Annotated in this window: 16 protein-coding genes and 1 pseudogene; 8 read left to right on the forward strand and 9 right to left on the reverse strand. The window is 72.8% G+C overall.

What is annotated here, in order from left to right; genetic code table 11:
* The first annotated feature begins 139 nt into the window (after nt 1–139).
* Together WME98_RS16350 and WME98_RS16355 are read left to right on the forward strand one after the other, a co-directional pair.
* Nucleotides 140–1,030, forward strand: coding sequence for a sigma-70 family RNA polymerase sigma factor (locus tag WME98_RS16350; RefSeq protein ID WP_437953991.1), 891 nt, complete (start codon nt 140–142; stop codon nt 1,028–1,030).
* Nucleotides 1,027–1,473, forward strand: coding sequence for a hypothetical protein (locus WME98_RS16355; RefSeq protein ID WP_437952123.1), 447 nt, complete (start codon nt 1,027–1,029; stop codon nt 1,471–1,473). Before WME98_RS16350 ends, WME98_RS16355 begins: the two co-directional genes overlap by 4 nt.
* A 151-nt stretch (nt 1,474–1,624) precedes the next feature.
* Here WME98_RS16355 and WME98_RS16360 read toward each other — a convergent pair whose 3' ends face one another.
* Complete coding sequence (locus tag WME98_RS16360) at nt 1,625–2,398, reverse strand: Stp1/IreP family PP2C-type Ser/Thr phosphatase (RefSeq protein WP_061626148.1); 774 nt, start codon at nt 2,396–2,398, stop codon at nt 1,625–1,627.
* A 172-nt stretch (nt 2,399–2,570) separates the two neighbouring features.
* The gene (locus tag WME98_RS16365) at nt 2,571–3,800 is read right to left on the reverse strand and encodes a S1C family serine protease (protein ID WP_437952124.1); all 1,230 of its coding nucleotides are present in this window, start codon (nt 3,798–3,800) and stop codon (nt 2,571–2,573) included.
* A gap of 263 nt (nt 3,801–4,063) precedes the next feature.
* Here WME98_RS16365 and WME98_RS16370 point away from each other — a divergent pair, with 263 nt between their 5' ends.
* Nucleotides 4,064–4,642: an RNA polymerase sigma factor gene (locus WME98_RS16370; RefSeq protein WP_044989539.1), complete on the forward strand. Its 579-nt coding sequence runs from the start codon at nt 4,064–4,066 to the stop codon at nt 4,640–4,642.
* 4 nt (nt 4,643–4,646) lie between these two features.
* Nucleotides 4,647–9,308 (forward strand): VIT domain-containing protein, encoded by a 4,662-nt coding sequence (locus WME98_RS16375; RefSeq protein ID WP_437952125.1) that lies wholly within the window; start codon nt 4,647–4,649, stop codon nt 9,306–9,308.
* 61 nt (nt 9,309–9,369) lie between these two features.
* Here the strand turns inward: WME98_RS16375 and WME98_RS16380 are convergent, their stop codons facing one another.
* Both WME98_RS16380 and WME98_RS16385 read right to left on the reverse strand, forming a co-directional pair.
* Nucleotides 9,370–9,918: a hypothetical protein gene (locus tag WME98_RS16380; protein WP_437952126.1), complete on the reverse strand. Its 549-nt coding sequence runs from the start codon at nt 9,916–9,918 to the stop codon at nt 9,370–9,372.
* 3 nt (nt 9,919–9,921) lie between these two features.
* Nucleotides 9,922–10,248 carry a hypothetical protein gene (locus WME98_RS16385; RefSeq protein WP_437952127.1) on the reverse strand — a complete coding sequence of 109 codons (327 nt, stop codon included), beginning with the start codon at nt 10,246–10,248 and terminating at the stop codon, nt 9,922–9,924.
* 204 nt (nt 10,249–10,452) lie between these two features.
* Here WME98_RS16385 and WME98_RS16390 point away from each other — a divergent pair, with 204 nt between their 5' ends.
* From WME98_RS16390 to WME98_RS16400, 3 genes are all read left to right on the forward strand, one after another.
* Nucleotides 10,453–12,930 carry an AAA family ATPase gene (locus tag WME98_RS16390; RefSeq protein WP_437952128.1) on the forward strand — a complete coding sequence of 826 codons (2,478 nt, stop codon included), beginning with the start codon at nt 10,453–10,455 and terminating at the stop codon, nt 12,928–12,930.
* 76 nt (nt 12,931–13,006) lie between these two features.
* Nucleotides 13,007–13,552 carry a hypothetical protein gene (locus WME98_RS16395; protein WP_437952129.1) on the forward strand — a complete coding sequence of 182 codons (546 nt, stop codon included), beginning with the start codon at nt 13,007–13,009 and terminating at the stop codon, nt 13,550–13,552.
* A 32-nt stretch (nt 13,553–13,584) separates the two neighbouring features.
* Nucleotides 13,585–14,475: a 3-hydroxyacyl-CoA dehydrogenase family protein gene (locus WME98_RS16400; protein ID WP_437953992.1), complete on the forward strand. Its 891-nt coding sequence runs from the start codon at nt 13,585–13,587 to the stop codon at nt 14,473–14,475.
* A gap of 88 nt (nt 14,476–14,563) precedes the next feature.
* Here WME98_RS16400 and WME98_RS16405 read toward each other — a convergent pair whose 3' ends face one another.
* The 5 genes and pseudogenes from WME98_RS16405 to WME98_RS16425 form a co-directional block, all read right to left on the reverse strand.
* On the reverse strand, nt 14,564–15,634 hold the full coding sequence (locus tag WME98_RS16405) for a hypothetical protein (RefSeq protein ID WP_437952130.1): 1,071 nt from the start codon (nt 15,632–15,634) through the stop codon (nt 14,564–14,566).
* 30 nt (nt 15,635–15,664) lie between these two features.
* Entirely contained in the window at nt 15,665–16,786 is a 1,122-nt protein-coding gene (locus tag WME98_RS16410; RefSeq protein WP_437953993.1) for a hypothetical protein, read from the reverse strand.
* Nucleotides 16,787–17,100: 314 nt separating this feature from the next.
* The gene (locus WME98_RS16415; RefSeq protein ID WP_437952131.1) at nt 17,101–17,916 is read right to left on the reverse strand and encodes a hypothetical protein; all 816 of its coding nucleotides are present in this window, start codon (nt 17,914–17,916) and stop codon (nt 17,101–17,103) included.
* Between the two features lie 239 nt (nt 17,917–18,155).
* Nucleotides 18,156–19,812, reverse strand: a pseudogene (locus WME98_RS16420) (hypothetical protein).
* Nucleotides 19,813–20,218: 406 nt separating this feature from the next.
* A complete protein-coding gene (locus WME98_RS16425) occupies nt 20,219–21,832 on the reverse strand; it encodes a hypothetical protein (protein ID WP_437952132.1) in 1,614 nt (537 codons plus the stop codon).
* Between the two features lie 387 nt (nt 21,833–22,219).
* Between WME98_RS16425 and WME98_RS16430 the strand changes: the two genes are divergently transcribed.
* Nucleotides 22,220–22,984, forward strand: a complete 765-nt coding sequence (locus WME98_RS16430; protein WP_437952133.1) for a hypothetical protein — start codon at nt 22,220–22,222, stop codon at nt 22,982–22,984.
* Nucleotides 22,985–23,412: the final 428 nt, after the last annotated feature.

The following is a 23,412-nucleotide window of genomic DNA, read 5'->3' on the forward strand; positions in this document are numbered from 1 at the left end:
CCTCTGAGGGGGATCGTGGCGGGCGATCTCCATCGGGCTGACGGGAGCGCCTCGGGCGCGGCCGCACGGCGTCGCGGGCGCGTCCGGCGCCGCTGCCTGCTCGCTATTGTCTGGCGCGGTCGAGCCGGGGTTGTTTACCGTGGTCTCACCGAAGGCTCTGCGCCTGCCGCGGGGCGGGGGCGAGATCCTGGATCCTGGAGGACCGGACGGCGTGGCGAGCGATGAAGGGGACCGCGGGCGCGGATCCCCGACCCATGCAGATGCGGACCGCGGGCGCGGCGCCACGATCCGCGCAGATGCGGACCGCGGGCGCGGATCCCCGACCCATGCAGATGCGGATCGCACGCGCGGCGCCACGATCCGCGCCGACGCCGATCGCGCGCGCGGCGCCGCGATCCATGCGGGCGTGGAGCCCGCGGCGCAGATCGAGGTGAGCGAGGCCCAGTTCATCGCGCGGCTCGTCGCGCGCGACGAGAGCGCGTTCAACGAGCTCGTGATCATGTACGAGCGCCGCGTGTTCGCGCTGGTCTACCGCATGCTTGGCCGGCGCGACGAGGCCGAGGACCTGTCCCAGGAGGTCTTCGTGCAGGTCTTCAAGGCGATCGATCAGTTCCGCGGCGAATCGAAGCTCTCGACCTGGATTTACCGCATCGCCGTGAACCTCTGTAAGAACCGGACGAAGTACCTCTCGCGGCGGCACGCCGGCGCCCAAGACGACGTCGATGCCATGGTCGACCGGGTGCCGCTGTCCGCCGCCAAGGGCGTGAGCGTCGGCGACGTGAGCCGCCCCGACGAGCTCGTCGAGGGGATGCAGCTCGAGGCGGTCGTGAAGCACGCCATCGGCCAGCTCGATCCCGAGTTTCGGGAGGCGCTCATCCTTCGCGACGTCGAGGACATGTCCTACGAAGAGATCGCCTCGGTGACGGGTTTACCGGACGGGACCGTGAAGAGCCGGATCCATCGCGCGCGCGGGCAGCTCCGCGCGCTCGTCGAGAAGGTGATGGGCGAGAAGGTGAGAGGCGGGAAATGAGCGGAGCGGACGACCCCAGGGGCGCGGGGCAGGCCGAGGAGCCGGCCGCTCCGGGCGTGGAGAGCGGCAGCCGTCCCACGACGCCCCCCGCGGACCGATCGCGCGGCGGCGCTGCACCGCCGCGCGACGCGGTCGCGTCGCCGCGCGACCTGCCCGACGACGTCGACCTGCCCGACGACGGCGACCTGCCGCTCGTCGACGAGGTCGATCTGCGCGAGCTGGTCCGCGGCGCCATGCGCGCGCCCCCGGCGGCGCCGCCGAGCCTGCTCAGCGGTGTGCAGCGTCGGATCCGCGTGCGCTCCCGCGGCAAGTTCTACGGGGACGGTTGGAGCACCGCGCGCTCGCCGCGTTCGACCTACCTGATGACGAGCCTGTTCATGCTCGCCCTCATCGCCTTCGTCTTCCTCATCCTCGTCCCCTGGAGCGGCGGCGTCCTCCCCTGAGCCGCGCTCCCGCGGAGCGGCGGTCGCCGAGCGGCGGTCACCCGCACAGGAGACGGGCCCAGATCGGCGTTTTCGGCGCGCAGGCGTGCTCCAGCACGCCGAGCACCGAAAACGTCGAGGTGGGCCCGTATCCGAAGCGGGTGACCGCCGCTCACTGGGTCCAGCGGACGAGGACGCAGGTCACGTTGTCCGGGCCGCCGTTCTCGTTCGCGCGCTCGATCAGCTTCGAGGTCGCGACCTGGATGTCCTGGTGGTCCGACAGGATCTGCGCCATCTCGGAGTCGCTCACCGGGCCGGAGAGGCCGTCGGAGCAGAGGACGTAGAGGTCGTTCAGCTGCGGCACCTCGAACCGGGTGTCGACCTTGACCGTGTCCTTCATCCCGAGCGCGCGCACGATCACGTTCTTGTGCGGGAAGTTCGCGATCTCCTCCGGCGTGAGGCGCTTCATCTTGATGTAGTCGTTGAGGAGCGAGTGGTCCTCGGTGAGCATCTCGAGCCTGCCCTCGCGGAAGCGGTAGACCCGGCTGTCGCCGACGTGGGCGACGTAGACGCCGTCGTTCGCCGTGAAGATGCCGACGAACGTCGTCCCCATTCCCCGCTTCTTCGCCTCGCGCTGCGCCGTCTCGTAGATACGCAGGTTGGCGAGCTTGATGCCCGTGATCAGGCGGTTCTCTTCATACCCCTTGGACCGGTCCATCTTGTAGGGCCAGGTCCGCTCCGGGTCGTCCTGCGTCTGGGCGAAGAAGTCCTGCATCGCGTCGACAGCCATCTTCGACGCGACCTCGCCCGACGCATGCCCCCCCATCCCATCGGCGACCATGAAGAGGCCGTACTCCACCATGATGCCGAAGTTGTCCTCGTTGTGGTTGCGCTTGCGCCCGACGTTCGTCTCGCCGGCCACTTCGATTCGAAACGTTTGGGACACGGATCACCCGATCGAAGGCCCCGCGCGAGGCGCGGGGCCGAATGAGAACCGCGAGCGCCCCGATCGAGCCGCTCAGGCCCGATCCTGGAGGTTTGATTGACGCAGTGTCAACCGGATCGCGCCCGAGCGCCGAGCTTATAGAATCCCGGCGCGGACCCCCATCATTTTTCGCTTACTTGCGGTACTCTTCGGTGGCTTTGCCGCTTGAGCTCGGCGGCGGGAGCTCGGCCTCGGGCCGCTTCGCCGCGGCCGCCTTCGGATCCGGGGCGGCGCGGAGCACGACCGTGACCTGCCGGTACTTCCCGCCGCTCAGCAGGGTCAGGGGGACCTTCTCGCCCACCGCGTGCGTGCGGATCGCGTCGGCGAGCGCCTCGGGGCTCGTGACGGGCACGCCGTCGACGGCGAGGATCATGTCGCTCGCCGCGCGATCGCCGCCCTTCAGGCGGGCCTCGTCCGCGGGGCTCCCGGGGTGGACCTCCGTGACCCGGACCCCCTTGGCGACCGGCGCGGCCTCGCTGACGCCCTGGATCCCGAGCCACCCCGCGGGCTGCACCGCCGTCGGGGGCACGGCGCGGAGGAACCCGCGGATCGCGCCGATCGGCGCCCCGAACGCGACCGGCGTGCACGGCTTGCCCTCGTTCGGGGCGCAGCCGCGGCCGAGGATCGCGACGACGCGGCCGTCCTCGTCGATGAGGGGCGCGCCCAGGTCGAGCGGCGAGACGCGCGACCCGAGCTCGATCGCGTCGTCGAGCTGCCGGTCGTCGCCGCCGAGGAGCGTCCGGTGCGATCGCAGCACGATCGGGACGGCCGCGACCTTGCCGCGCGCCGCCGAGAACGCGCGGATCTGCGCGTCCTGCCGGACCGGATCGCGCGACGAGGCGGTGAGCCCCTCGGTCCACCTGCCGGTCTGCGGCACGAGCAGCGCGAGATCCCACACGCGGTCGTGGTGGCCGAGCTTCACCCGCACGGTGGTCCCGTCGGCGAGGCGCGCCGTGAGGTCGTTGCCCGCGCCGAGCGGCGAGAGCGCCGTCAGGATGCGCCCGTCGCCGGCGAGCACCGCGCCGAGGCCGAGGACCTGCCCGCCCCGCTCGACGATCGCCACGCCGCGGGCGGCGCGCTCCTCGACCGGGGGCTCCGCCTTGTCCCGGTCCTTGTCCTTCTCGGCCGGGCCCCGCTTCGGGTCGGCGGGGGCCGCCTTCCTCTCCTTCACGTCCACGTCGGCCCGGGCCGGGAGCACCCCCCGCTTGCGCGCCTTCTGGGCCGGCGGCGGGGCCTCTCCCTCGACGTCCTCCTGAGCTTGCTCCTCGTCCGGCGCGCCCTGCGCGAGCGCCGCGGGCGCGGCGAGGGCGCCGGCGAGCGACGCGGCGAGGGCGAGGGCCAGCGACCGTCGCCATCGCTTCACAGGCGAGGTGTCAACGGGAGCGCTCGGCCCGGCCCCCCCGGGCGACGTGGCCTTCGCGGAAACAGACGGGCGTGTCTCATTCATAAGCGCGGCTCCTGAGGCGACTGCCGATTCTGCTGCGGCTGGGATCGTATTGCAAAAGGCAAAGGCCGGACCGCCCTGTACGGTGGGATCGGGCACCGGAGCCCGCCGGGGCGGGGGGCGAAAAAAAAACCGGTCACGAACGCGGGGGACGGGGGCACATGGCCGGCGATGAGGCAGCGATGGCAGCTGGGTTAGCGCTCGTGGGCTCGGAGGGGGACGCGCGGGCGGACGAAGCTCGCGCGATCGAGGGGCTGATCGGGGCAGGCGACTTCCGGGAAGCGCTGTCGCGGTGTGCGAGGGCCTACGCCATGCCGCTCGGGCGGCTGTGCATGGCGTTCACCGGATCGCAGGCCGAGAGCGAGGAGCTGGTGCAGGAGACGCTGCTCGCGGCGTTCGACGCGTTCCCGCAGTACCGCGCCGAGGGGAGCGTGCGGGCCTGGCTCTTCGGGATCGCGCGGCGCATCTGCGGGCGGCACACGGAGCTGCGGGCGCGGCGGGAGGCGCGGCTGCGGCTCGTGCACGACACCCGTCCGCGGCCGGACGCGAGCGAGCTCGCGCTGGAGCGCGAGCGGGCCGAGCGCGCCCGCGCCGCGCTCGCGCGGCTCAAGCCGAGCGAGCGCGAGGCGGTGGTGCTGCGCTTCGAGGCGGGGCTCTCCTTCAAGGAGGTGGCCATCGCGTGCGGGATCGACGAGGCGGCGGCGCGCAAGCGCGTCAGCCGCGCGCTGGCGCGGCTCAGGGCCGATCTGGGCGAGGAGTAGGGCGATGAGCGCGACGGAAACGGGTTCGGCGGGGCTGTGCGGCGAGGTCGAGGAGCAGCTCGCGGAGGTGCTCGACGGGACGGCGCGGCCGGCGCTGTACGAGCACATCGCCGGCTGCGACGCGTGCCGCGACCTCCGCCACGACGCGGCGCGGGCCGCGGAGGTCGCGGCGGCGGCGGGCGCGGACTTCCGGCCGGCGGGCGACTTCGCCGAGGCGCTGCTCCGGCGGCTCGAGGCGGCCCGCCCCTCGGAGGGCGCGACGAGCGGCGCGGTGCTCAAGGCGGTGCCCGAGGCGCGCACGAGCCAAGAGCGCGCGGGTGAAGAGCGCGCGGGCGAGGAGCGCGCGAGCGATGAACGCGCGAGCGATGAGCGCGCGAGCGATGAGCGCGCGAGCGAAGAACGCGCGGGCGAGGAGCGCGCGGGCGAGGAGCTGGCAGGCGCGCGCACCGGCGACATGACCGACGCGCGCACCGGCGACACGACCGGCGCGCGCACCGGCGACATGGCCGGCGGCGCCGCGACCGACGCGCGCACCGGCAGCGCGGCCGCCGGCGCGCACGCCGGCGAGGCGCGCTCCTCCAGCCCGGAGCGGGCCGCGCCGGCGCCGCGCCGCGCGCGAGGCGCCGCCTTCGGGCGGCGCTCGGCGATGGCCGCCGCCGCCCTGGCCGCCGCGGCGGCGGTGACGGCCGGGATCGCCCTGCGGCGCGGCGAAACGGTGCAGCCGGCCGCCTCCGTGACGGCCGGCGCGCCCTGGTCCGGCAAGGTCGCCTCGGTCTCGCGCGCGTCGGCCGACCGGTCGGGGGGCCTCGAGGCGTGCGACGCCGCGGGCGCCTGCGCGCCGCTCGCCGCGGGCGCGGCGCTCCCCGAGGGCGCGACCCTGCGCACCGACACGCGGACGCGCGCGCACCTCGCGCTCGCGGACGGCTCCGCGCTCGCCATCGACCGCGGCTCGCGCGTGTGGATCGCCGGCGACGCCCGCGCGGCGCGCGTCGATGCGGGCGCCGTCGTCCTCGACGTCGCCCCGATCCCCGGCGCGCCGCCCGCGCGCATCAAGGTGCCGCACGGCGAGATCGAGGTGCTCGGCACGAAGCTCGCCGTCACCGCGAGCCCGGGGCGCGCCTCGGTCGAGGTCGCGCGCGGCGCCGTGCGCGTCACCGGCGAGCGGGGCGAGCCCGTCGAGGTGCGCGCCGGCGAGGAGGCGACGCTCGCCGAGGGCGCCGCGCCGGACGTCGCGAGCGCGACCTCGCTCGCCGACACGCTCGCGTGGAGCGACCGCTCCGCCGAGGAGGCCGACGCCCCGGCGCTCCGCGGCCTCGGCGAGCTCAGGGCGCGCAAGCCGGGCGCGACCCAGGAGAAAGAGCGGGCCGTGCGGCTCGCGAAGCACGCGGTCAAGGTGCGGATCGTCGACGTCGTCGCCCGGACGGAGATCGACGAGACCTTCGCCAACGACACCGACGAGGAGCTCGAGGGCATCTTCCGCTTCCCGCTCCCGCCGGGCGCCCAGATCGAGCGGCTCGCGCTCGAGGTGGACGGCAAGCTGATCGAGGGCGCGTTCGTCGACCGCGACCGCGGGGCCGCGATCTGGCGCGGCGTCCTCCAGAACGCCGCCCCCAAGGCGCCCAAGCCGCGCGAGGAGATCATCTGGGTCCCTGGCCCGTGGCGCGACCCCGCGCTGCTCGAGTGGCAGCGCGGCGGCCGGTTCGAGCTCCGCATCTTCCCCATCCCGAAGCGCGGCTCGCGCCGCGTCGTGCTCACCTACACGCAGCTCGTCGAGCAGTCGGGCGGCGTCCGCCGCTTCACCTACCCGCTCGCGCACGACCAGAGCGGCACGACGAGCATCGGCGACTTCTCGCTCGACCTCCAGGTGCTCGGCCACGACCGGGCGTTCGGCGTCGAGGCGCGCGGCTACGAGCTCGCCGCCGCCCCCGCGGAGGGCGCGGCCGATCGGCGCACGCTGCGCGCCCAGGGGTTCACGCCGGCCGGCGACCTCACGGTCGAGTACGCGCTCCCCGATCGCGATCGGCCGGTCACCGCGTGGGCCTACCGGATGCCCCCCGCCGCGTCCCCGCAGCCGCCCGCGGGGCCGGCCGGGCCCCGCGCCGCGAGCGCGCCGAGGAGCGGCGGCGCGGGCGCGTCGAAGGGCGACGGCGCCGAGCACGAGGCGTCGCTCGCCGCGGCGCGGGCCATCGCGAGCGACGCGTCGCCCTACGTCGCGATCGCGATAAGGCCCCGGCTCCCCCGCTGGGAGGAGTCGACCTCGCGGCGCCACGCGATCGTCGTCGACGCGAGCCGGTCCATGGTCGGCGAGCGCTTCGCCCGCGCGACGCGGCTCGCCTCGTCGATCGTCCGCGAGATGGACCGGCGCGACGAGGTCGTCGTGCTCGCGTGCGACACCCTCTGCCGCTCCCTCGGCGAGGGCGCCCAGGGCGGCGCCGCGCGGCCCATGGCGCCCGGCGCCGCGTCGGCCGGCGAGGTCGAGCGCTTCCTCGGCGGCATCGAGCCCGACGGCGGCAGCGACCTCGCCGCGGCGATGATCGCGGCGCGCGCCGCCGCCGGCCCGCTCGACGGCAAGGAGCTCCGGATCCTCTACCTCGGCGACGGCACGCCCTCGGTCGGCCCGACCCGCCCCTCCCACATCGAGGCCGCGGTGCGCGGCGCCGTCCCCGCGGACGGCGCCGCCGTGATCGCGGTCGCGCTCGGGAGCGACGCGGACACGACGTCGCTCCGGGCGCTCGCGCGGGGCGGCGGCGGGGTGATGGTCCCCTACGTGCCCGGCCAGAAGGTCGCGAGCGCGGCGCAGTCGGTCCTCGGCGCGGCTTACGGCCTCGCGCTGCGCGATCCCGAGCTCGAGCTGCCGCCCGGCCTCACCCAGGTCACGCCGGCGCGGCTCGACCCGATCCGCGCCGGCGGCGAGGCGATCGTCGTGGCGCGGATGAGCTCCGGCGCCGACGTCGCCGGCGCGATCCGCCTCCGGGGCCGCGTCTCGGGCGAGCGCTTCGAGCAGACCTACCCGGTGAGCATCGTCGCCGGCTCGGGCGCGGGCAACGCCTTCGTCCCGCGCCTCTACGCCGCGGCGAAGATCGCGGAGCTCGAGGAGACCGGCGGCGAGGCGCAGAAGCCCGCTATCATCGAGCTGTCGCGGCGCTTCTCCGTGGCGAGCCGGTTCACGTCGCTGCTCGTGCTGGAGAGCGAGGCGATGTTCAAGGCGTTCGGCCTGGAGCGGGACGGCATCGCCTCCGCCTTCACGGGCGAGGAGCAGGCCCAGGGCGTGACCGCGGGCGCCGAGGGGGAGCAGCCCGACGACGCGGCGGGCGAGAGCGCCGCGAAGGAGGAAGCGAAGGGGATGGGGCCCGCGAACGGCCTCGGCGTGTCGGGCAGCGGCCTGGGCGGCGGCGGCCGCGGGTGGGCGGCCGCGGAGGCAGCGCCGCGCCGCAAGTCGGCGTCGGCTCCCCTCCCCCCGCCGGCGCCGGCCGCCAGGCCCGCGCCCGAGATGCCCGCCGACTTGTTCGAACCCCCCTCGGCCCCGCGCGACGCCGACAGGCCGGCGCCGGCGCCGACGACCGCCGCGCCCGCGGCGCCGCGGCCGGAGCCCAAGAGCGACGACCGCGCCCAGAGGCGCTGGCCCGACGGCGCCGCCGACGAGCCGTGGCCCCGGCCGCGGCGGATGATCCCGATGCGCCGGGTGTTCGACCGCAAGGTGAGCTTCGACGCGACGAACACGCTCGCGCCCGAGAGCGCGGCGAGGACCGCGGAGGCCGAGGCGGCGCTCGCCGCGGCCCCGGACAGCCGCGACCGGACCGTGGGCCTCTACGCCCTCTACGCCACGACCGGCCGCCTCGGCGAGGCCCAGGAGCTGACCGCGCGCTGGAGCGGCCGCGACGCGCTCGACCCCGACGCGCTCGTCGCCCGCGCCGACCTCGCGGCCCGGCAGGGCGATCGCGACCGCGCGGTGCGCATCCTCGGCGGCCTCGCCGACGTGCGCCCCGGCGACCGGGCGGCCCAGGCGCGCCTCGCCGAGCTCTGGGACGCGGCGGGCCGGCCCGCGTACGCGTGCCAGCACCGGGTGACGCTCGCCGAGCTCGCGCCCGCCGACGCGAAGCTCGCCGCCGCCGCGATCCGGTGCGCCGGCGAGGGCGGCATGAGCGAGCTCGCGGGCCAGCTCCGCCTCGATCTGACGTCCGCCGTCCGGGCGACGGTCGACCGGCTGCTCGCGCAGCCGGACGCGCCGCCCTCCGCGGACCTGCCGGGCGACGTGCAGCTCAGCGCCGCGTGGACCGGCGGCGCCGATCTCGACCTCGCCCTCATCGACGCGCGGGGGCGGCGCCTCTCCTGGATGGGCGCGACGCTCGGGCCGGTGGGCGTGCGCTCGCGCGACGCGACGAGCGCGCGCGCGGAGTCGCTCGCGCTGCGGAACCTCCCCAAGGGGAGCTACGTCGTCGAGATCGCGCGCGCCTCGGCCGGGGACGGCGCCTCGCCGCCCGCGCTCGCCGGCGCGCCGGGCGCCGTGCGCGGCGAGCTGACCCTGCGCCTCGCGGGGGAGACCCGCAAGGTGCCGTTCACGCTCGAGGGCGCGCGCATGGAGCTCGGCACGGTGCGCGTCTTCTTCACCTCCCGCCTGGTGCCGGCCGACGACGTCCCGCCGCCCCCGCCGTTCATCCGGGACTGAACGCTGACGTCAGCTCCGCAGGGGGCGCCGTCGATGCGGCAGGACGCGTGTTCGACCTGGCTCAGCGTTTGGGGATGATCTTATCTCCCGTGAGCAGCAGCAAAAGGAAGAGCTGGGCCAGAGGGTCGTTCTGGGCGACCCTCCAGTCCTTGAACGCCTGCTCGGCGCGCTCGACCGCGTTCAGCGCGTTCGACCGCGTCAAGCGGGGTGCGCCGAGATCGTAGTCCGCCATGTGCCGTTGCTCCTGCAGATCGGCGAAGGTCGCCGCGACATCACGGAGCGCGGGCGAGACCAGCTTGGGCAGCTTCGACCTCGCGGTCCGGTCCGTCATGTCGGCCAGGCTCGTCGGTGTGCCCTTCCCCTGGAACCACTCGGCGACGCGCTTCATGGTCGTGTGATCGAACCAGCGCCGCACGCCGTGGTTCACCTCGGCCGCGATCCCGAGGAACGGCGGGCCCACCAGCTGGACGCTCGCTTCGTGGAGCAAGAGGTGGAATACGGCGTAGTAGGCGCTGGACACGGCGCGCCTCAGGTTGCCTTGGCGGGGTCTGCGTGGGTCGAGCTTGGCGAGGTTTCGTGCCTGCTCGAGCAGCTCGTCATGCAGCAGCATGCCTCAAGCTTCCGCGCCGCTGCCGTCGTCCTCGTCCTCTTCCGTCAGCTCGGACTCGAGGCTGAACTGGATGTAAGGCCAGCGCCGCACCGAGCGCTCCTGGAACGTCTCGACGATCGCGTTCCTGATGGGGGCGAGCTCGCCCCAGACGTAGTGGTCCCCTCCAGGCGGGTCCTTCAATACCACCGTGACCAGCACCGCGTCATCCCCGGTCGAGTCGACATGGAACCTCCAATCGTAGCGTTCGACCTGGGGCACGGCAGGGAAGCGCCTCTGCGCCTCCTCCAAGGCGTTGCTGACGAGCTTGGACTCGTCGTCCGCGGCCTGCATGACCAGGATGGTGCCAGAGCCGATCGAGACGGTCCACCCACAGCGCCGGCGGACGTCCCATGCTTGGGTCGCGAGCGGCGGCGATCGTAAATTTACCCGATTTCCGATGCGCCACCTCCGTCGCCCCCGGGCGCGCTCGCCCGGGGGGTCTTCGGCCCTCCCGCCACCCTCGTGTCGGGAGGAGATCCCCGATACAGTTTCGACATGAACCCGCTCGTCCCGGACTTCATCCTCGAACAGGATGCCGAAGGGCAGTACGCGGGGGCGGTCGACGCGGCCGTCCTGCATGTCTCGCTCCCGGCCGTCGTGGAGCTCGCCGAGCAGATGATCGCGCGTCAGGCGATCGATCCGGACGCGCTGCGGTCGCTCTTCGAGCCGCTCTTCGAGGCCGTGCACCAGTCGGGCGGGTTCGTCGCGGCGTTCTCGCCCGGCGGCGGGTTCACCGCGCTCTTCCCCGATCGGCCGGGGCGGAACGTCACCCGCCTCGCGCGCAGCGCGGCCCTGGCGATGCGGCGCAGCCTCCTCGAGCTCGCCGCGCGGCGGGCGCTCGGCGCCGGCGGCGCGCCGATGCCGTTCAGGATCGGGCTCGCGTGGGGCTCGGTCCACTGGACGATCGTGCGGATCGCCCGGGATCGCGCCTACTCTCTGCTCTACGGCCCCGCGATCGAGGCCTGCCAGGCGACCGATCGCGGGGCGGACGACAGCGAGCTGCACCTCGATCGCAGCTTCCGCGAGCGGCTCCCCGCGGCCAGCGCCCGCGAGAGCGTGGCGGAGCTCGACGAGGCGGACCTCCTGACCGGTCCGCCCTCGCTGACGGTCGCGGTGGCCCCGACGGACGCGGACGCCGAGGCGTTCCTGCCGCCGGGCGCGGGCGATCTCGCGCCGGAGGGCGAGATCCGCGAGGTGACGACGGTCGCGCTCTCGCTCGATCGGGTGGCGAGCCCGACGGAGCTCATCCAGCAGCTGCACGAGATCTCGGCGATGTTCGGCGCCACGTTCGCCGGCATGAACGTGACCGAGCGCGGCTTCGGCGCGCTGTTCTACTTCGGCGTGCCGGTCGCGCACGAGAGCGACCACGATCGCGCCCTCGACTTCGCGCTCGAGCTGAAGAGCAACGGCCTCGGCGTGCCCCGGCTCGCGGTGGGCATCACCCGCGCGCGCTGCCTGTCCGGCTTCTTCGGGGCCGGGGGCCGCCGCGAGTTCGCCTGCCTCGGCCGCGCCGTCCACCTCGCCGCGCAGATCGCGCGCAAGGCCGCGCCGTCGTCGATCTGGGCGGACGAGCGCGCGTTCCTCGCGGGCGAGGCGAGCCACCAGTGGTCGACCGAGAACATCTTCCGGTTCGACGGGTACGACCTGCCGATCCTCGTCTACTCGCTCGAGCGGCGCCGCATCGCCGTGCAGGAGGAGTTCTACGACCTCGGCCCGATCGGCCGCGAGGCCGAGCTCGAGCGGCTCACGCGCGCGCTCGAGCCCCTCTTCGCCGGGCGCTCCGCCGGGGTCGTGTACATCCTCGGCGAGGCGGGCATCGGCAAGAGCTACCTCGTGCACAGCTACCGCCACCAGCGCGCGCAGCTCATGGACATGCGCCCGCTCCTGTGGATCGAGGCCCGCTGCGACCAGACGCTGAAGACCCCGCTCTACGCGTTCGAGTTCGCGCTCAAGGAGTACCTCGGGATCTCGTCGGAGCTCGGCCAGCGCGCCAAGCAGGCGGGGCTCGATCTCGCGCTCCAGCTGCTCCTGGAGCGGCTGCCCGAGGCCTGGACCGAGGTGCGGCAGGGGATCGACCGGTCGCGCGAGGCGCTCGCGCGGCTGCTCCGGCTGCGGGGCGAGGAGCCGGCGACGCCGGAGGCCGAGGCCGGGCGGCGCGAGGAGGCGCTCGCGGCGCTCTCCGCGCTGCTCGTCGCCGAGAGCTCGCTGCAGCCGGTGGTGGTGCACCTCGACGACGCGCAGTGGGCCGACCCGACCTCACTCGAGGCCGTGCGCGCGATCACGGCCGCCTGCCGGGATCTGCCGCTCGCGGTGCTCTGCTCGGCGCGGCCCGCGGCCGCCGGCGAGGGGGCGGACGTGCGCATCCCGCTCGAGGCCGGCATCCCGTCGCAGGTCATCGAGCTCGCGCCGCTGCCCCAGGAGCGGCTGCTCGCGCTGGCGGAGCCGTTCTTCGGCGGCCCGATCCCGACGATGCTCGAGTCGCTGCTCGGCCAGACCGCCGGCGGCAACCCGTTCTTCGCGCAGGAGATCCTCGCGTACTGGCTGGAGGACGGCCGGTACGGCTCGACCCACGAGGCCGCGCGCTCGAGCCGGTTCATGCCGCCGCGGACCGTGAACAGCCTGCTCGTCGCGCGGCTCGAGCGGCTGGAGCCGCGGACGCGGCAGACGGTGATCTCCGCGGCGGTGCTCGGGCGCGAGTTCGACACCCGCGTGCTCGCCCGGATGATCCCGGACGCGTCGGTCCTCGTGGATCACCTGCGCTTCGGCGAGGCGCAGCGGATCTGGTCGCGGATGGGGGAGCACCGCTTCGAGTTCTGCACGGTGCTGATCCGCGACGCGGCGTACGGGATGCAGCCGAAGGCGGCGGCGGAGCGGCAGCACCGCCTCGCGGCCGAGGCGCTCGAGGCGGTGTACGGCGACGATCTCGAGGATCAGCGCGCGGCGCTCGACAGCCACCGGCGGCTCGCGGGCTGAGCGCGGCCGGCCGCCCTTTCGGCCGGATCGTGGAACCCCCTCGACGCCGCTTGCGAAGTGCGGCAACTGTCCGCGCATGAGCACGGCCCATCAAGAGGCTCACGCGGCCGCGGCGCACGACGTGAGCGACCACCACGGCTTCGACGGGGAGCCCGCCCGCGCGCTGCCGGCCGACGAGCCGCCCACCCCGAACTGGGTCCCTGCGCTGGGGCTCGCGGTCTTCGCGGTGGCGGGCGTCCTGTTCCTCGCGATGAGCGGCGACGGCGACGCCGCGGATCAGGCCGCGCCGGCCGGCGCGCGCCCGGTCCCGGCCGACGCCCGTCCGGCGGCCGCGCGCCCGGCGCCCGGGGCCGACGCGCGCCCGGCGGGAGCGCGCCCGGCGCCCGGGGCCGACGCGCGCCCGGCGGGAGCGCGCCCGGCCGCGCCCGAGCCTGGGCCGGCCGGGGGGGCCATGCGCGCGGCGCCCGGGCACGAGGGGCACGATCACGCCGCGGGCGCTGCCGCGCCGGGCTCGCCGAACCTGCGCAAACTGACGCCCCAGGAGGTGGAGGCGGTGCGCAAGCGCATCGAGGGGCGGCAGAAGGGCGCCTCGAACGCGCCGCCGCCAGCGCCGCCGAAGTGAGCGCGACGGTGGGGGACAACGCCGCCGCGCGGATGCGCACGGTGCTCGTGCTCGGCGCGGGCACGATGGGCCAGGGGATCGCGCAGGTCACCGCGGTCGCCGGTTACGTGACGCGCCTCCACGACGTCGACGCCGCGCGCGTCGGCGCGGCGATCGAGGACATCAAGCGCGCGACCGATCGCCTCGTGCAGAAGGGCAAGATGCTCAACGAGGCGCGCAGCGAGATGATCGGGATGCTCGTCGCGTCGCCGGATCTCGCGCGCGCGGCGGCGGACGCCGATCTCGTGATCGAGGCGGTGCCCGAGCAGATGGACCTCAAGGTGGAGGTGCTCGGCCGGGCGAAGGCGGCGGCGCCGGCGGGGGCGCTGCTCGCGTCGAACACGTCGAGCCTGAGCATCACGGAGCTCGGCCGCCGGCTCGGGGCGGGGGCGCGCACGATCGGTCTGCACTTCTTCAATCCGCCGCCGGTGATGGAGCTGCTCGAGGTGGTGCGGGGGCTCGAGACCGACGAGTCGACGGTGACGGCGGCGCTCTCGGTGGCGAGGCGCCTGGCCAAGGCGCCGATCGTGGTGAACGACACGCCTGGGTTCGCGACGAGCCGGCTGGGCGTGGCGCTCGGCGCCGAGGCGATGCGGATGCTGGAGTCCGGGGTGGCGTCGGCGGCGGACATCGATCGGGCGATGGAGCTCGGGTACCGGCACCCGATGGGGCCGCTGAAGCTGACGGACCTCGTGGGGCTGGACGTGCGGCTCGCGATCCTGGAGCACCTCCACCGCGAGGTGGGGGAGCAGTTCCGGCCGCCGGTGATCCTGCGGCAGATGGTGCGGGCGGGGAGGCTCGGGAAGAAGACGGGGGAGGGGTTCTACCGGTGGACGGAGGCGGGGGCCCAGCCCATTGAGGGCGGCGGCTGGCGGCGGGGGTAGAGGGGGCTTGACGCGCGGGGTAGAGAGGGCTTGACGCGCGGGGTAGAGAGGGCTTGACGCGCGCGCGGTGCAGTTCGCGCGAGCGCTGTCAGCACATCAGGCCGAGCGCGAAGAGGGCGTCGGACCAGAGCGGCCAGAGCGTGCGGTACGGGTGGGTCGCCAGCACCACGCCGCCGCTCGGCAGGCGGCGCACGTGGAAGGGTGCGTGGTCGACCAGGAACTCGAAGTGGTCGAGGGTGATCTCGACCTGCGAGAGGGGCGAGCCGTCGCCTGTCTCCATGCCCTGTCCGTCGCGCCCCCTGAACGGGAGCGTCCGCTCGTAGATCTCGCGCGCGCGCGGCTGTGCGGCGCGCCACGCGCCGTCGGGCACCTCCGCCGCGGCTTCGAGCGCCTCGAGCAAGGCGGAGGGCGGCGTCTCCAGCACCTTGAGGACGGTTTCGCGCGAGAGCGCGTTCGAATGTCCGCTCTGATGTCTCAACGCGACGCACGCCCCAGGCGGCGCGGCTTCCACCCGCGCGTGGAGCGCTTCCAGCGACAGGCCTGCGGTGCGCGACACTTTGTCCTTGTCGTGGAGGCAGAGCCACGAGAGTGCGAGATCGCGCGCGATGTCGCGCGCGTCCGCGTTGTACGTCGCGCACAGGGCGATCGGCGCGAGCCAGGTCCGCGCCGTCGTGCAGCCGCCGGTCGGGACGCGCCCGCTCGCGTCCGGCGCGCAGAGGCGAAGCAGGACGTCGTCGATGTCTTCCAGCGCCATGTGCCACGCGAGCACGGCCTCGGCCTGCACGGAGCGCGGACCCTTCCCCAGGGCGAGGTCCATGTGCATGGGGGAAAAGTCCTCGATTTCGCGGGCGTGCATGTGGATGGGGCCCATCGGCTTGAGACGTTCGCTTCTGTCGGTATAGCCGCGAAGGATGCAATGGACGAAGTGTTCGTAGCTCAGCGACGCGACGAAGTAGGCTTCGGCGTCGGTGCGCCCGAAGTGGGCGCGGAGCATGCCGACCACCTCGTCCACGGAGGTCGTGTTGCATTCCGTGTCGCGGTCCATGATCGCGCGGATGCCGTACTGGGGCTCCTTGATGAGGGCCGACAGCGCTGCGCCGAACGCATCGACCCGCTGTGCCTCGTCACACCAGGCGAAGAAAAACGGCCCTTCTCTCATCGCTCGATCCTCCTCATGGTGTAGCCTGCGTCAGGACATCAGGCCGAGCGCGAAGAGCGCGTCGGCCCAGAGCGGCCAGAGCGTGCGGTAGGGGTGCGTCGCCAGCACCACGCCGCCCCTCGGCAGGCGGCGCACGTGGAAGGAGGCGTGATGCTCGATGAATCGAGTGTGTGCGCCCGTATTCACGATCACGTTCTCGGTGGGCGTACCCTCCTTCGCTGCCTGAATGGTCTCGAGCGCGATCGGCTCGAGCGCGCGCCACGCGTCGTCCGGCACAGCGGAGGCTTCGAGCGCTTCAAGCAGCGTGGCCGGCGGCGTGGAGAGCGCTGCAAGGACTTGCTCGCGCGCCAGCTCGGCGTCGCCCGCGAGCGCGACGCGCGTGCCGAGCGGCAGGACCTCACCGCGCGCGCGCAGCGCGTCCTCCCTCTCTGTGAGCTCGATGGACTTCCTCGAGCGCGCGCGCGGATCGGGTTCATCGCGCACGAGCAACCCTATCCTCTCCCGCTCTGCGACATGCTCGAGCGCGGCGTGCTTGCGCGCGCGCGCGACGGTGCCCGCGACCGCGATCCGCGTCCCGCGCGGCGCGGCCTCGACACGCGCTCGGAGCGCATCGAGCGAGTTTCCTGCGGCGCGCGCCACCTTGTAGCCCTCGTGGACGTGCACCCATGAGAGGGCGAGATCGCGCGCGACGAAGGAGTCCGCGTGGTATGTTGCGGCGAGCTCGATCGGTGGACCCCAGGCAGTGAGGTCTGAGCACCCGCCGGTCGTCACGTGTTCGCTCGAGCAGACACGGACCAAGAAATCGATGATGTCCTTCTGGACCAGTACCGACATCACTGCGGCTTCGACCTCGACGGAGCGGGCGCCGACAGCCACGTCGATGCTGTTTGGGAGCAGATCGTGATAATCGCCGCTCGACGCGCTCAGAGGACCGTCCGGGGACCGGCGCTCGTGCTTCTCGTCGGCGCAGCCGATGGTGAGCGGGATGCCGTGGCCGAAGCTCGTGATGGTCCAGAAGCTCGCTCCGATGCTCACATCCGTGCCGAATGCCGAGCGAGCCACTTCCACGGCCTTCTCGACGGGAAGCGCGGCGTAAGACCTATCGGGGCCGGCGAGCGGATGGATCGAGAGCCTCACGAACCACCCCGGCATGACGAGAGCGGACAGCGCAGCCGCAAGCGCGTCGACCCTGTGTTCCTCGTCGCACGCCGCATACAACCGAAGGGGCTCCTCCCTCAGCGTACGATAGCTGCTTGCGCGACTCACGACGCGATGCCCTCCGACCTGAGCGGAACGGCTACATCATTTACACCCTGCTGACGGACCATTGGTTTCCCTTCCCTTCGTCACAGAACAGGGTCGGCCTCCATCGCGGCCCTCTTGCCGGCCGGACCCAGCCGTCATTCCCCGGGCTTGATCTTGACCCATAGCGTCACGGCCTCCCGAGCGTGTGGCTTGGCTTGACGTCACGACATCAGGCCGAGCACGAAGAGCGCATCGGCCCAGAGCGGCCAGAGCGTGCGGTACGGGTGCGTGGCCAGCAGCACACCGCCGCCCGGGAGCCGCCGGACGTGGAACGGGGCGTGCTCTTCCAGGAAGCGGGTGTGCTCGCGCGTCGTGACGTCCACCCAGAATGCGGGTGGGACCTCCCCCGCGGCTTCGTCGTCGAGCTGGTGGCGTAGCTCCATGAGCTCGCGCGCCTTCGGCTCGGCCGCACGCCACGTGTCGTCGGGCACCGCCGCGGCCTCGAGCGCTTCGAGCAGCGTGGCTGGCGGCGTCGTGAGCGCCTTGAGCACGGTCTCGCGCGAGAGCGAGCCGGCGAGCTCGCTCGAGCTGTTCATGGGCACGCGCGCGCCACGGGGCGCGGCGTCCACACGCGCGTGGAGCGCCGAAAGCGGCGTGCCCGCGATGCGCGAGATGCTCTCCTTGTGATGGAGGCTCACCCACGAAAGCGCGAGATCGCGCGCGAGCTCCGCGGCGTTCGCATTGTAGGTCACGGACATCGCGACCGGGGCGATCCAGTCCTCCTCGCCCGTGCACGCGCCGGTCGGCACGCGCCCGCTCGCGTCCGGCGCGCAGAGGCGGAGCAGGAGATCCTCGATGTCGCCCTGGACCACGTGGTAGGCCGCTGCGGCCTCGGCCTCCACGGAGCGGGGGCCTCTGCCCACGGCGAGCTCGTAGGGGTAAAAATCCTTCTTGCGTTCGCCCGCCTTGACCTCGAGAGGGCCGTACGGATGGTCATCTTCGCTGTCTTCGGGGTAGCAAGCCAGGCTGAACACCATGACGCGCTCAGATTCGCGCAGTCTCACGCCGGATGACAGGTGAGCGCTATTCCGTCCTCCGAAGTGGGCGCGGACCGTGGCAAGGACGTCTTCGACGGAGCGTGTTCTGCACGTTATGGTCGCGCTCATACCCAGGCTAATGAGATCCCCCGGAATCATCAGCGCAGACAATGCTGCCGCGAACGCATCGACCCGTTCGGACTCGTCGCACCAGGCGAAGAATCGAGGTCCTGAGTAGCTCATAGCCGGATCACCATGATGGGCATATTGAAGCCATCGAGGGTAAGGAGCTTGCCAGCGTCCGAATCGAACAGGTAGCCGTCCTTGACGATGAACTTCTTCGGCTCGAACTTCGCCCCCTGCTCCATGATGAGCTCGACCCGCTGCACGTCGCCAGCGAGCCCCCACTTGTCCTTCAGCGCCCTCATCGCATTCAAGAGCTGATCGCGCACGTCAAAGGCGTCGATCTTTCCGCCGCCCTTCGCCTCGCTCAGGATGAGCTTGTGACCGCTGGACACCGACAGGAAGTCGGGCGCCTTCCCCTCGATGGTACCCGTCCGTGACTCCCTCGGAATGTCGAGCACCCTGCGCACCCCGTCGTCGCCGACCCCGACGAGCGATCGACCATCGTCCACAAGGAACTTGGCCGCCTTCTTCTCGAAGAAGTCTATTTTTTTCTGCTTGGTGACCGCCCCGCGGAGGTTCTTGTACCCTCGGACGCGGTTCGTTTTCACGATCTTGGCGAAAAACTCCTCGATCTCGGCGATCCCCGGCCACCCGGATCGCGGCCGGTCGCAGGCCGCTGCTCGTCTTGACCGCACGCCACATCGGCCCGACCGCCCCGAGCCCGAAGCCCAGCCCCGAGAAGATCCGCTCCTCGTCGCTGAGCTCTCGCCCGGCCGGCAGGCACCACTCCTTCCCCGTCACCGCCTCGCACAGGTCGAGCGCCGGCCCCACCACCGGCACGAACCCCACCCCGATGCGCGTCGTCGCATGCACGAGCGTCTGCATCACTCCCGCGTACGCCTCGACCCCCTCGCCGACCGTCGACATCGCCCCCGCGAACGCGCTGATCGTCTGGTAGAGCTGCGTCTGCTCCAGGTCGAGCCCGTCCCCTGTCCACTGGTTCAGGCTGTCCTTCATCTGGTCCGCCAGCGCATCGAACCGCGGCTTGAGCACCGTGTCCACCACCGCGCGCAGGTCCGCCGGCACCGGCGAGTCCACGAACCAGTCCGACGCATCCATGAACCGCCGCACGACCGCCGTGATCCGGTTCTGCGCCTTCAGGAACGCGTTCGTCTCCGCCAGCGACACCCCCACCCGGTCGCGCAGCGCGATCTCCAGCGCCGCGCTGTTCTCTCGCCACGCCCGCACGTTCGCCACGAAGTCCGCCCGCGCGACCACGACCCCGCCGCTCACGTCGGCCTCCAGCGCCGCGATCACCGCGTCCGCGTACCCCGCATACGGATCCCTCCCCTCCTCGAACGCCCCGTCCACCTCCGCGATGTCCGGCACCTCGACCCACGGCACCTCGCTCTCCCCGAGCGCGTAGTTCCACGGGTCGTCCGGATTCCACCCCTCGGCGCGCGCGTCCTGCGTCGCCAGGTCCGCCACCTCATCGGCCTGCGCGCCGAACTCGTCGAGCAGCCGTGCGAGCTCGTTCTCCAGATCGCTGACGCTCTTCTTCAGGTCGTCGACGAGCTGCTCCATCGCCGCCCGCGTCTCCGCGTCGACAACGTCCTTGTACCGGTCGAGGATCGCGTCGAGGTCGGTCCGCGAGATCTCGTCCAGCGGCCGGCTCGCCAGGTCGTGCAGCTCCGTGTCGAGCTGTCGCAAGAGGTCCATCCGCGCCCGGAGGTCCGCGACCCTCGCGGCGTTGCGGAGGAGCTCCGTCATCAGCCGGGCGATCCTGACCTCCAGCTCCGCGATGTCGCGCGCGAGGTCCGGGTTGATCTCCGAAAGGCTCAGATCGACCTCGGTGCTGCCCTCGAAACCGGTCCCATCGCGGCGGATGTCGAAGAGTGGTTTGTTCAGCCCGAGCGGCTCCGAGACGAGGTGCACCACCTCCTGCGCGTGGGTACACCAGTCGTTGCCGTTGACGGTGTGGACCCCGAAGTTGAACTCGTTTCTACCCATGAGGAGCAGCACCGAGTCGAACTCCGCCTCGAGCGTGTTGCTCCGCGAGCCGTCGGCTTCGATCTGCAGCGCGCCCGGCACCCCGTAGGTGGGCAGCGGCGTCCGGTTCACCTCGAAGATGGCATCGCCCTCGGTCTCGAGCTCGGTAGAACCGCACGAATCGGCATCACCGTAGCTCCTCCACAGCACGGTATACGGCGTGCGGGTGCGCGCCCACGCCGGCGACGGCGCCAGCACCGAAAGCGCCGTCATCAGCGCGATGAGCTTCTGGAACACCGCGGCGCAGAAGCCGCGCCGCGCGACGTCCTTCGAGCCTCTCATGTCCCTCCGCGCCGCGCACCGCCGCGTCATACGCGACGGCGGCGCCCTTCACGTCGCCCGCATCGAGCCTCGCTTGCACCGCGTCGAGCGCCGCCGCGGCCATCCCCGTCTCCCGCAGCGCCGCCAACCCCGCAGCGATCTTCCGCGGCAGGCCCGTTCTGAGCTCCGCCTCCGCGGCGTCGAACCGCCCGCGGAGCACCGCGCACCCGGCCTCGCGCCACGACGCCCCCGCCGCCTCGCAGAGCGGCCGCATCTGCATCAGCGCCACGAGCGCCCCGCACCGTTCGGCCAGCAGCGGCAGCCCCAGTTTCTCGCTGACCGGCGGCGCCGCCGACAGCGCCTCCACCCGCGCGCGCGCCCCCTCACCGAACACCTCCGACGCCCTCTCCATCCGCGACCGCGCGATCGCCTCGCGCGCCCCCTCGTCCGCCTGCAGCACGTGGAGCGCCTGCCGCCGCAGCGCGATGCCGCCGATCAGCGCCGTCGCCGTCGCATCGCTCCGGGCGACCCGCCGCTGCGCGTAGCCCAGCATCGCGCTCAGCGAGCGCAGCGCCCCCGAGGTCATGTCCGGCACGACCGCGCCGTGCGTCGCGAGCACCTCCTTGTGCGGCGCGATCGCCTCCTCGAACGAGACCGCGAGCGCCCGGAGCTCCGCCGACAGCGTCATGATCTCCGTAGCGAGCTCGTTCGGCGCCCGGCTCGCCTCGCGCGCCGCCGCGAGCACCGCCTGCTCCGCGCCGTCGAGGCCGTCGATGTCCGACCGCGATGCCTGCTTCGACAGCGCCGCGTACGCCGCCGTCTCCACCGCCTCGGTCGCGCGGTACGCGGCGAACCGCGCCGCGACACCCGCGTACCTGGATTGCAGCGGCGCGGCGTCGCTCCGGGCCTGCTCGAAGATCGCCTGCACGACCGCCATCGCCTGCTTGTCGGCCGCGAGCGCGGCGACGAGCGGTTCCTCCTCGGCGCTCGCCTTGTCGGTCATCGCCTGCTGGAAGTTGTCGGCCGCGCGGACCGGCTCCTCCTTCAAGATCGCCTCCTGGCGCAGCCTGGAATTCAAGAGCAGCCCGAGGAGCCTGCCGTGCAGGGTCGCCCGGAGCGACTCGGCGTTCTTCTCCTCGTCGCGCACGTAGGCCACCGCCCGCTCGATGTTGTCAAACCAGGCCCGGAGCGCCGCCGCGTCCGCGGCGGGCTCGTCGAGCATCGCGCCGCTCGGCTCGACCGCCCACATCTGGATCGGCAGCTCGCCGTCCGCCTCGGCCTTACGCCACGCGGTGCCCGGGCCCTCGCTCGCGTCCACGCAGTGCTCGATCACGCTGGTGTTCGATTGCGCGCAGAACCGGCCGGGCGCGTGCTCCTCGCGCTCCCACAAGCACCCGGCCCCCACCGCGCCGAGCGCCACGGCGGCCACGGCCGCCACGAGGATTGCCTTCGGTCGCCTCGTGTTCCTTCTCATTTTCATTCCCTCCACCCCGCAACTTTTCTCAATGGCGCACGCTCGCCCGCAGGCCCACCGGATGCAAGCGTCCATACGGGGGCAGTAGGACATTGCTCAGCCGAGCAAGAACGCTCCGGGACCTCATCGCTCCGTCCTTGGTAGAGAGGCACCGGTGCGCTGGACCGGAGGGAGCACGGGAACGCGCACGAAGAGGAGCACGGGAGACGGGAGACGGGAGACGGGAGACGGAAGACGGATCCGATGCCAGCCCCCGAACACGGGCCTCGTCGACGCAGCAAGAACCCGACGGCAGCGCGAGCGACAAAGCTCTTTTCAACTGCCCCGATTCCCATTGTATCTTCCCGTTTCATTGCCGCCGTCCGGCTTTGCCGGCGGCAGGGAGGAATCGACATGGACTATTCGAATGAGGTCCTCGAGGCCACGCCCGAGCGCGTCACCAAGTTCCTGTTGGGCATTGGCGCCGTCGCCGCGATTCGCACGTTGATGGCGGAGGCGGGGATGACCGATGACGACATCGTGGAGGGCCGCACGCTCCTCCTCGACGTCCTCGCCGCGCCCCGCAGGGCCGGCGCGGCGCCCGATACCGCGGATGCCAGGGCGCAGCGCGCCGCGACGGCGGAGCTCGATCAGTGGGACGAGCCCAATTATGCCCGTTATGGCGCCGCGCTCCGCCGGCGTTTCCCCGACGTGCACGATTACGTGTTCAAGGACCTCGCGCCCTCCACCGGCGCTGCCGCCGTCCGGGGAGTGGCCACCTTCCTCGCGCGGCTCGACGCCCTCGAGAGCGGCGCCGACCCGGGTCGCGCCGGGACCAAGCAGAGCGACAAGAAGGCGGTCGCGTTCCTCGGCCCCCGCGGCCTCGACAAGGCAGAACGCAAGCGCCTCCAGGGGCTCGTCGACGTCGCGCTCGGCCCGACATCGCCTCTGCCCGAGCAAACCGAGCTCCCGGAGACCGCGCGCAGGCGCGAGGCGCTCGTCAAACTGCGCGGCTGGTTCGACGAGTGGTCGACCACGGCGCGCGCGGTCGTCAAGAAGCGGGGCTACCTCATCCGCCTCGGCCTCGCGAACCGCAAGGCGCCCCAGCGCAAGACCCCCGCCGAGCCCGCCGAGCCCGCCGACGCGCTCGACGACGCCGACGCGACCGATCTGGAGTAATCCGGCACACCGACAAGCGCTTCCCGCGCGCGTCCGAGACCTTCCGACGCGCGCCGGAAGCTTCCGTCGCCCAAATGAAGCCCTTCGGCGCGCTCCGGAGCACGACATTTCGCGTACTTAGGAGCACCGGCCCTGCTCCCGACGCCGTCCGGCGTCCGCCGGAGGTCGAATTTCCGGAGAATTTCGCGCCCCGCCCCGCGCCGGAAGCTTCCGGCGCGCGACGGAAGCCTTCGTTCCCGCGACGGAAGCCTTCGTTCCCGCGACGGAAGCCTTCGTTCCCGCGACGGAAGCCTTCGTTCCCGCGCCGGAAGCTTCCGGCGCGCGACGGAAGCCTTCGTTCCCGCGACGGAAGCCTTCGTTCCCGCGACGGAAGCCAATCGGTTGAGATTTCTTGGCGTCCTTGGAGCCTTGGCGGTTCCCCAAGCACC

Source organism: Sorangium sp. So ce296 (assembly GCF_051529605.1).
Classification (GTDB): domain Bacteria; phylum Myxococcota_A; class Polyangia; order Polyangiales; family Polyangiaceae; genus Sorangium; species Sorangium cellulosum_D.

Excerpts from the sequence above, each read along its gene's own strand:
- WME98_RS16355 (WP_437952123.1), top strand. The coding sequence starts at position 1,027 with ATGAGCGGAGCGGACGACCCCAGGGGCGCGGGGCAGGCCGAGGAGCCG.
- WME98_RS16370 (WP_044989539.1), top strand. The coding sequence starts at position 4,064 with ATGGCAGCTGGGTTAGCGCTCGTGGGCTCGGAGGGGGACGCGCGGGCG.
- WME98_RS16375 (WP_437952125.1), top strand. The coding sequence starts at position 4,647 with ATGAGCGCGACGGAAACGGGTTCGGCGGGGCTGTGCGGCGAGGTCGAG.
- WME98_RS16380 (WP_437952126.1), bottom strand. The coding sequence starts at position 9,918 with ATGCTGCTGCATGACGAGCTGCTCGAGCAGGCACGAAACCTCGCCAAG.
- WME98_RS16385 (WP_437952127.1), bottom strand. The coding sequence starts at position 10,248 with ATGCAGGCCGCGGACGACGAGTCCAAGCTCGTCAGCAACGCCTTGGAG.
- WME98_RS16390 (WP_437952128.1), top strand. The coding sequence starts at position 10,453 with ATGAACCCGCTCGTCCCGGACTTCATCCTCGAACAGGATGCCGAAGGG.
- WME98_RS16395 (WP_437952129.1), top strand. The coding sequence starts at position 13,007 with ATGAGCACGGCCCATCAAGAGGCTCACGCGGCCGCGGCGCACGACGTG.
- WME98_RS16400 (WP_437953992.1), top strand. The coding sequence starts at position 13,585 with ATGCGCACGGTGCTCGTGCTCGGCGCGGGCACGATGGGCCAGGGGATC.
- WME98_RS16405 (WP_437952130.1), bottom strand. The coding sequence starts at position 15,634 with ATGAGAGAAGGGCCGTTTTTCTTCGCCTGGTGTGACGAGGCACAGCGG.
- WME98_RS16410 (WP_437953993.1), bottom strand. The coding sequence starts at position 16,786 with ATGCCGGGGTGGTTCGTGAGGCTCTCGATCCATCCGCTCGCCGGCCCC.
- WME98_RS16415 (WP_437952131.1), bottom strand. The coding sequence starts at position 17,916 with ATGGTGTTCAGCCTGGCTTGCTACCCCGAAGACAGCGAAGATGACCAT.
- WME98_RS16425 (WP_437952132.1), bottom strand. The coding sequence starts at position 21,832 with ATGAAAATGAGAAGGAACACGAGGCGACCGAAGGCAATCCTCGTGGCG.
- WME98_RS16430 (WP_437952133.1), top strand. The coding sequence starts at position 22,220 with ATGGACTATTCGAATGAGGTCCTCGAGGCCACGCCCGAGCGCGTCACC.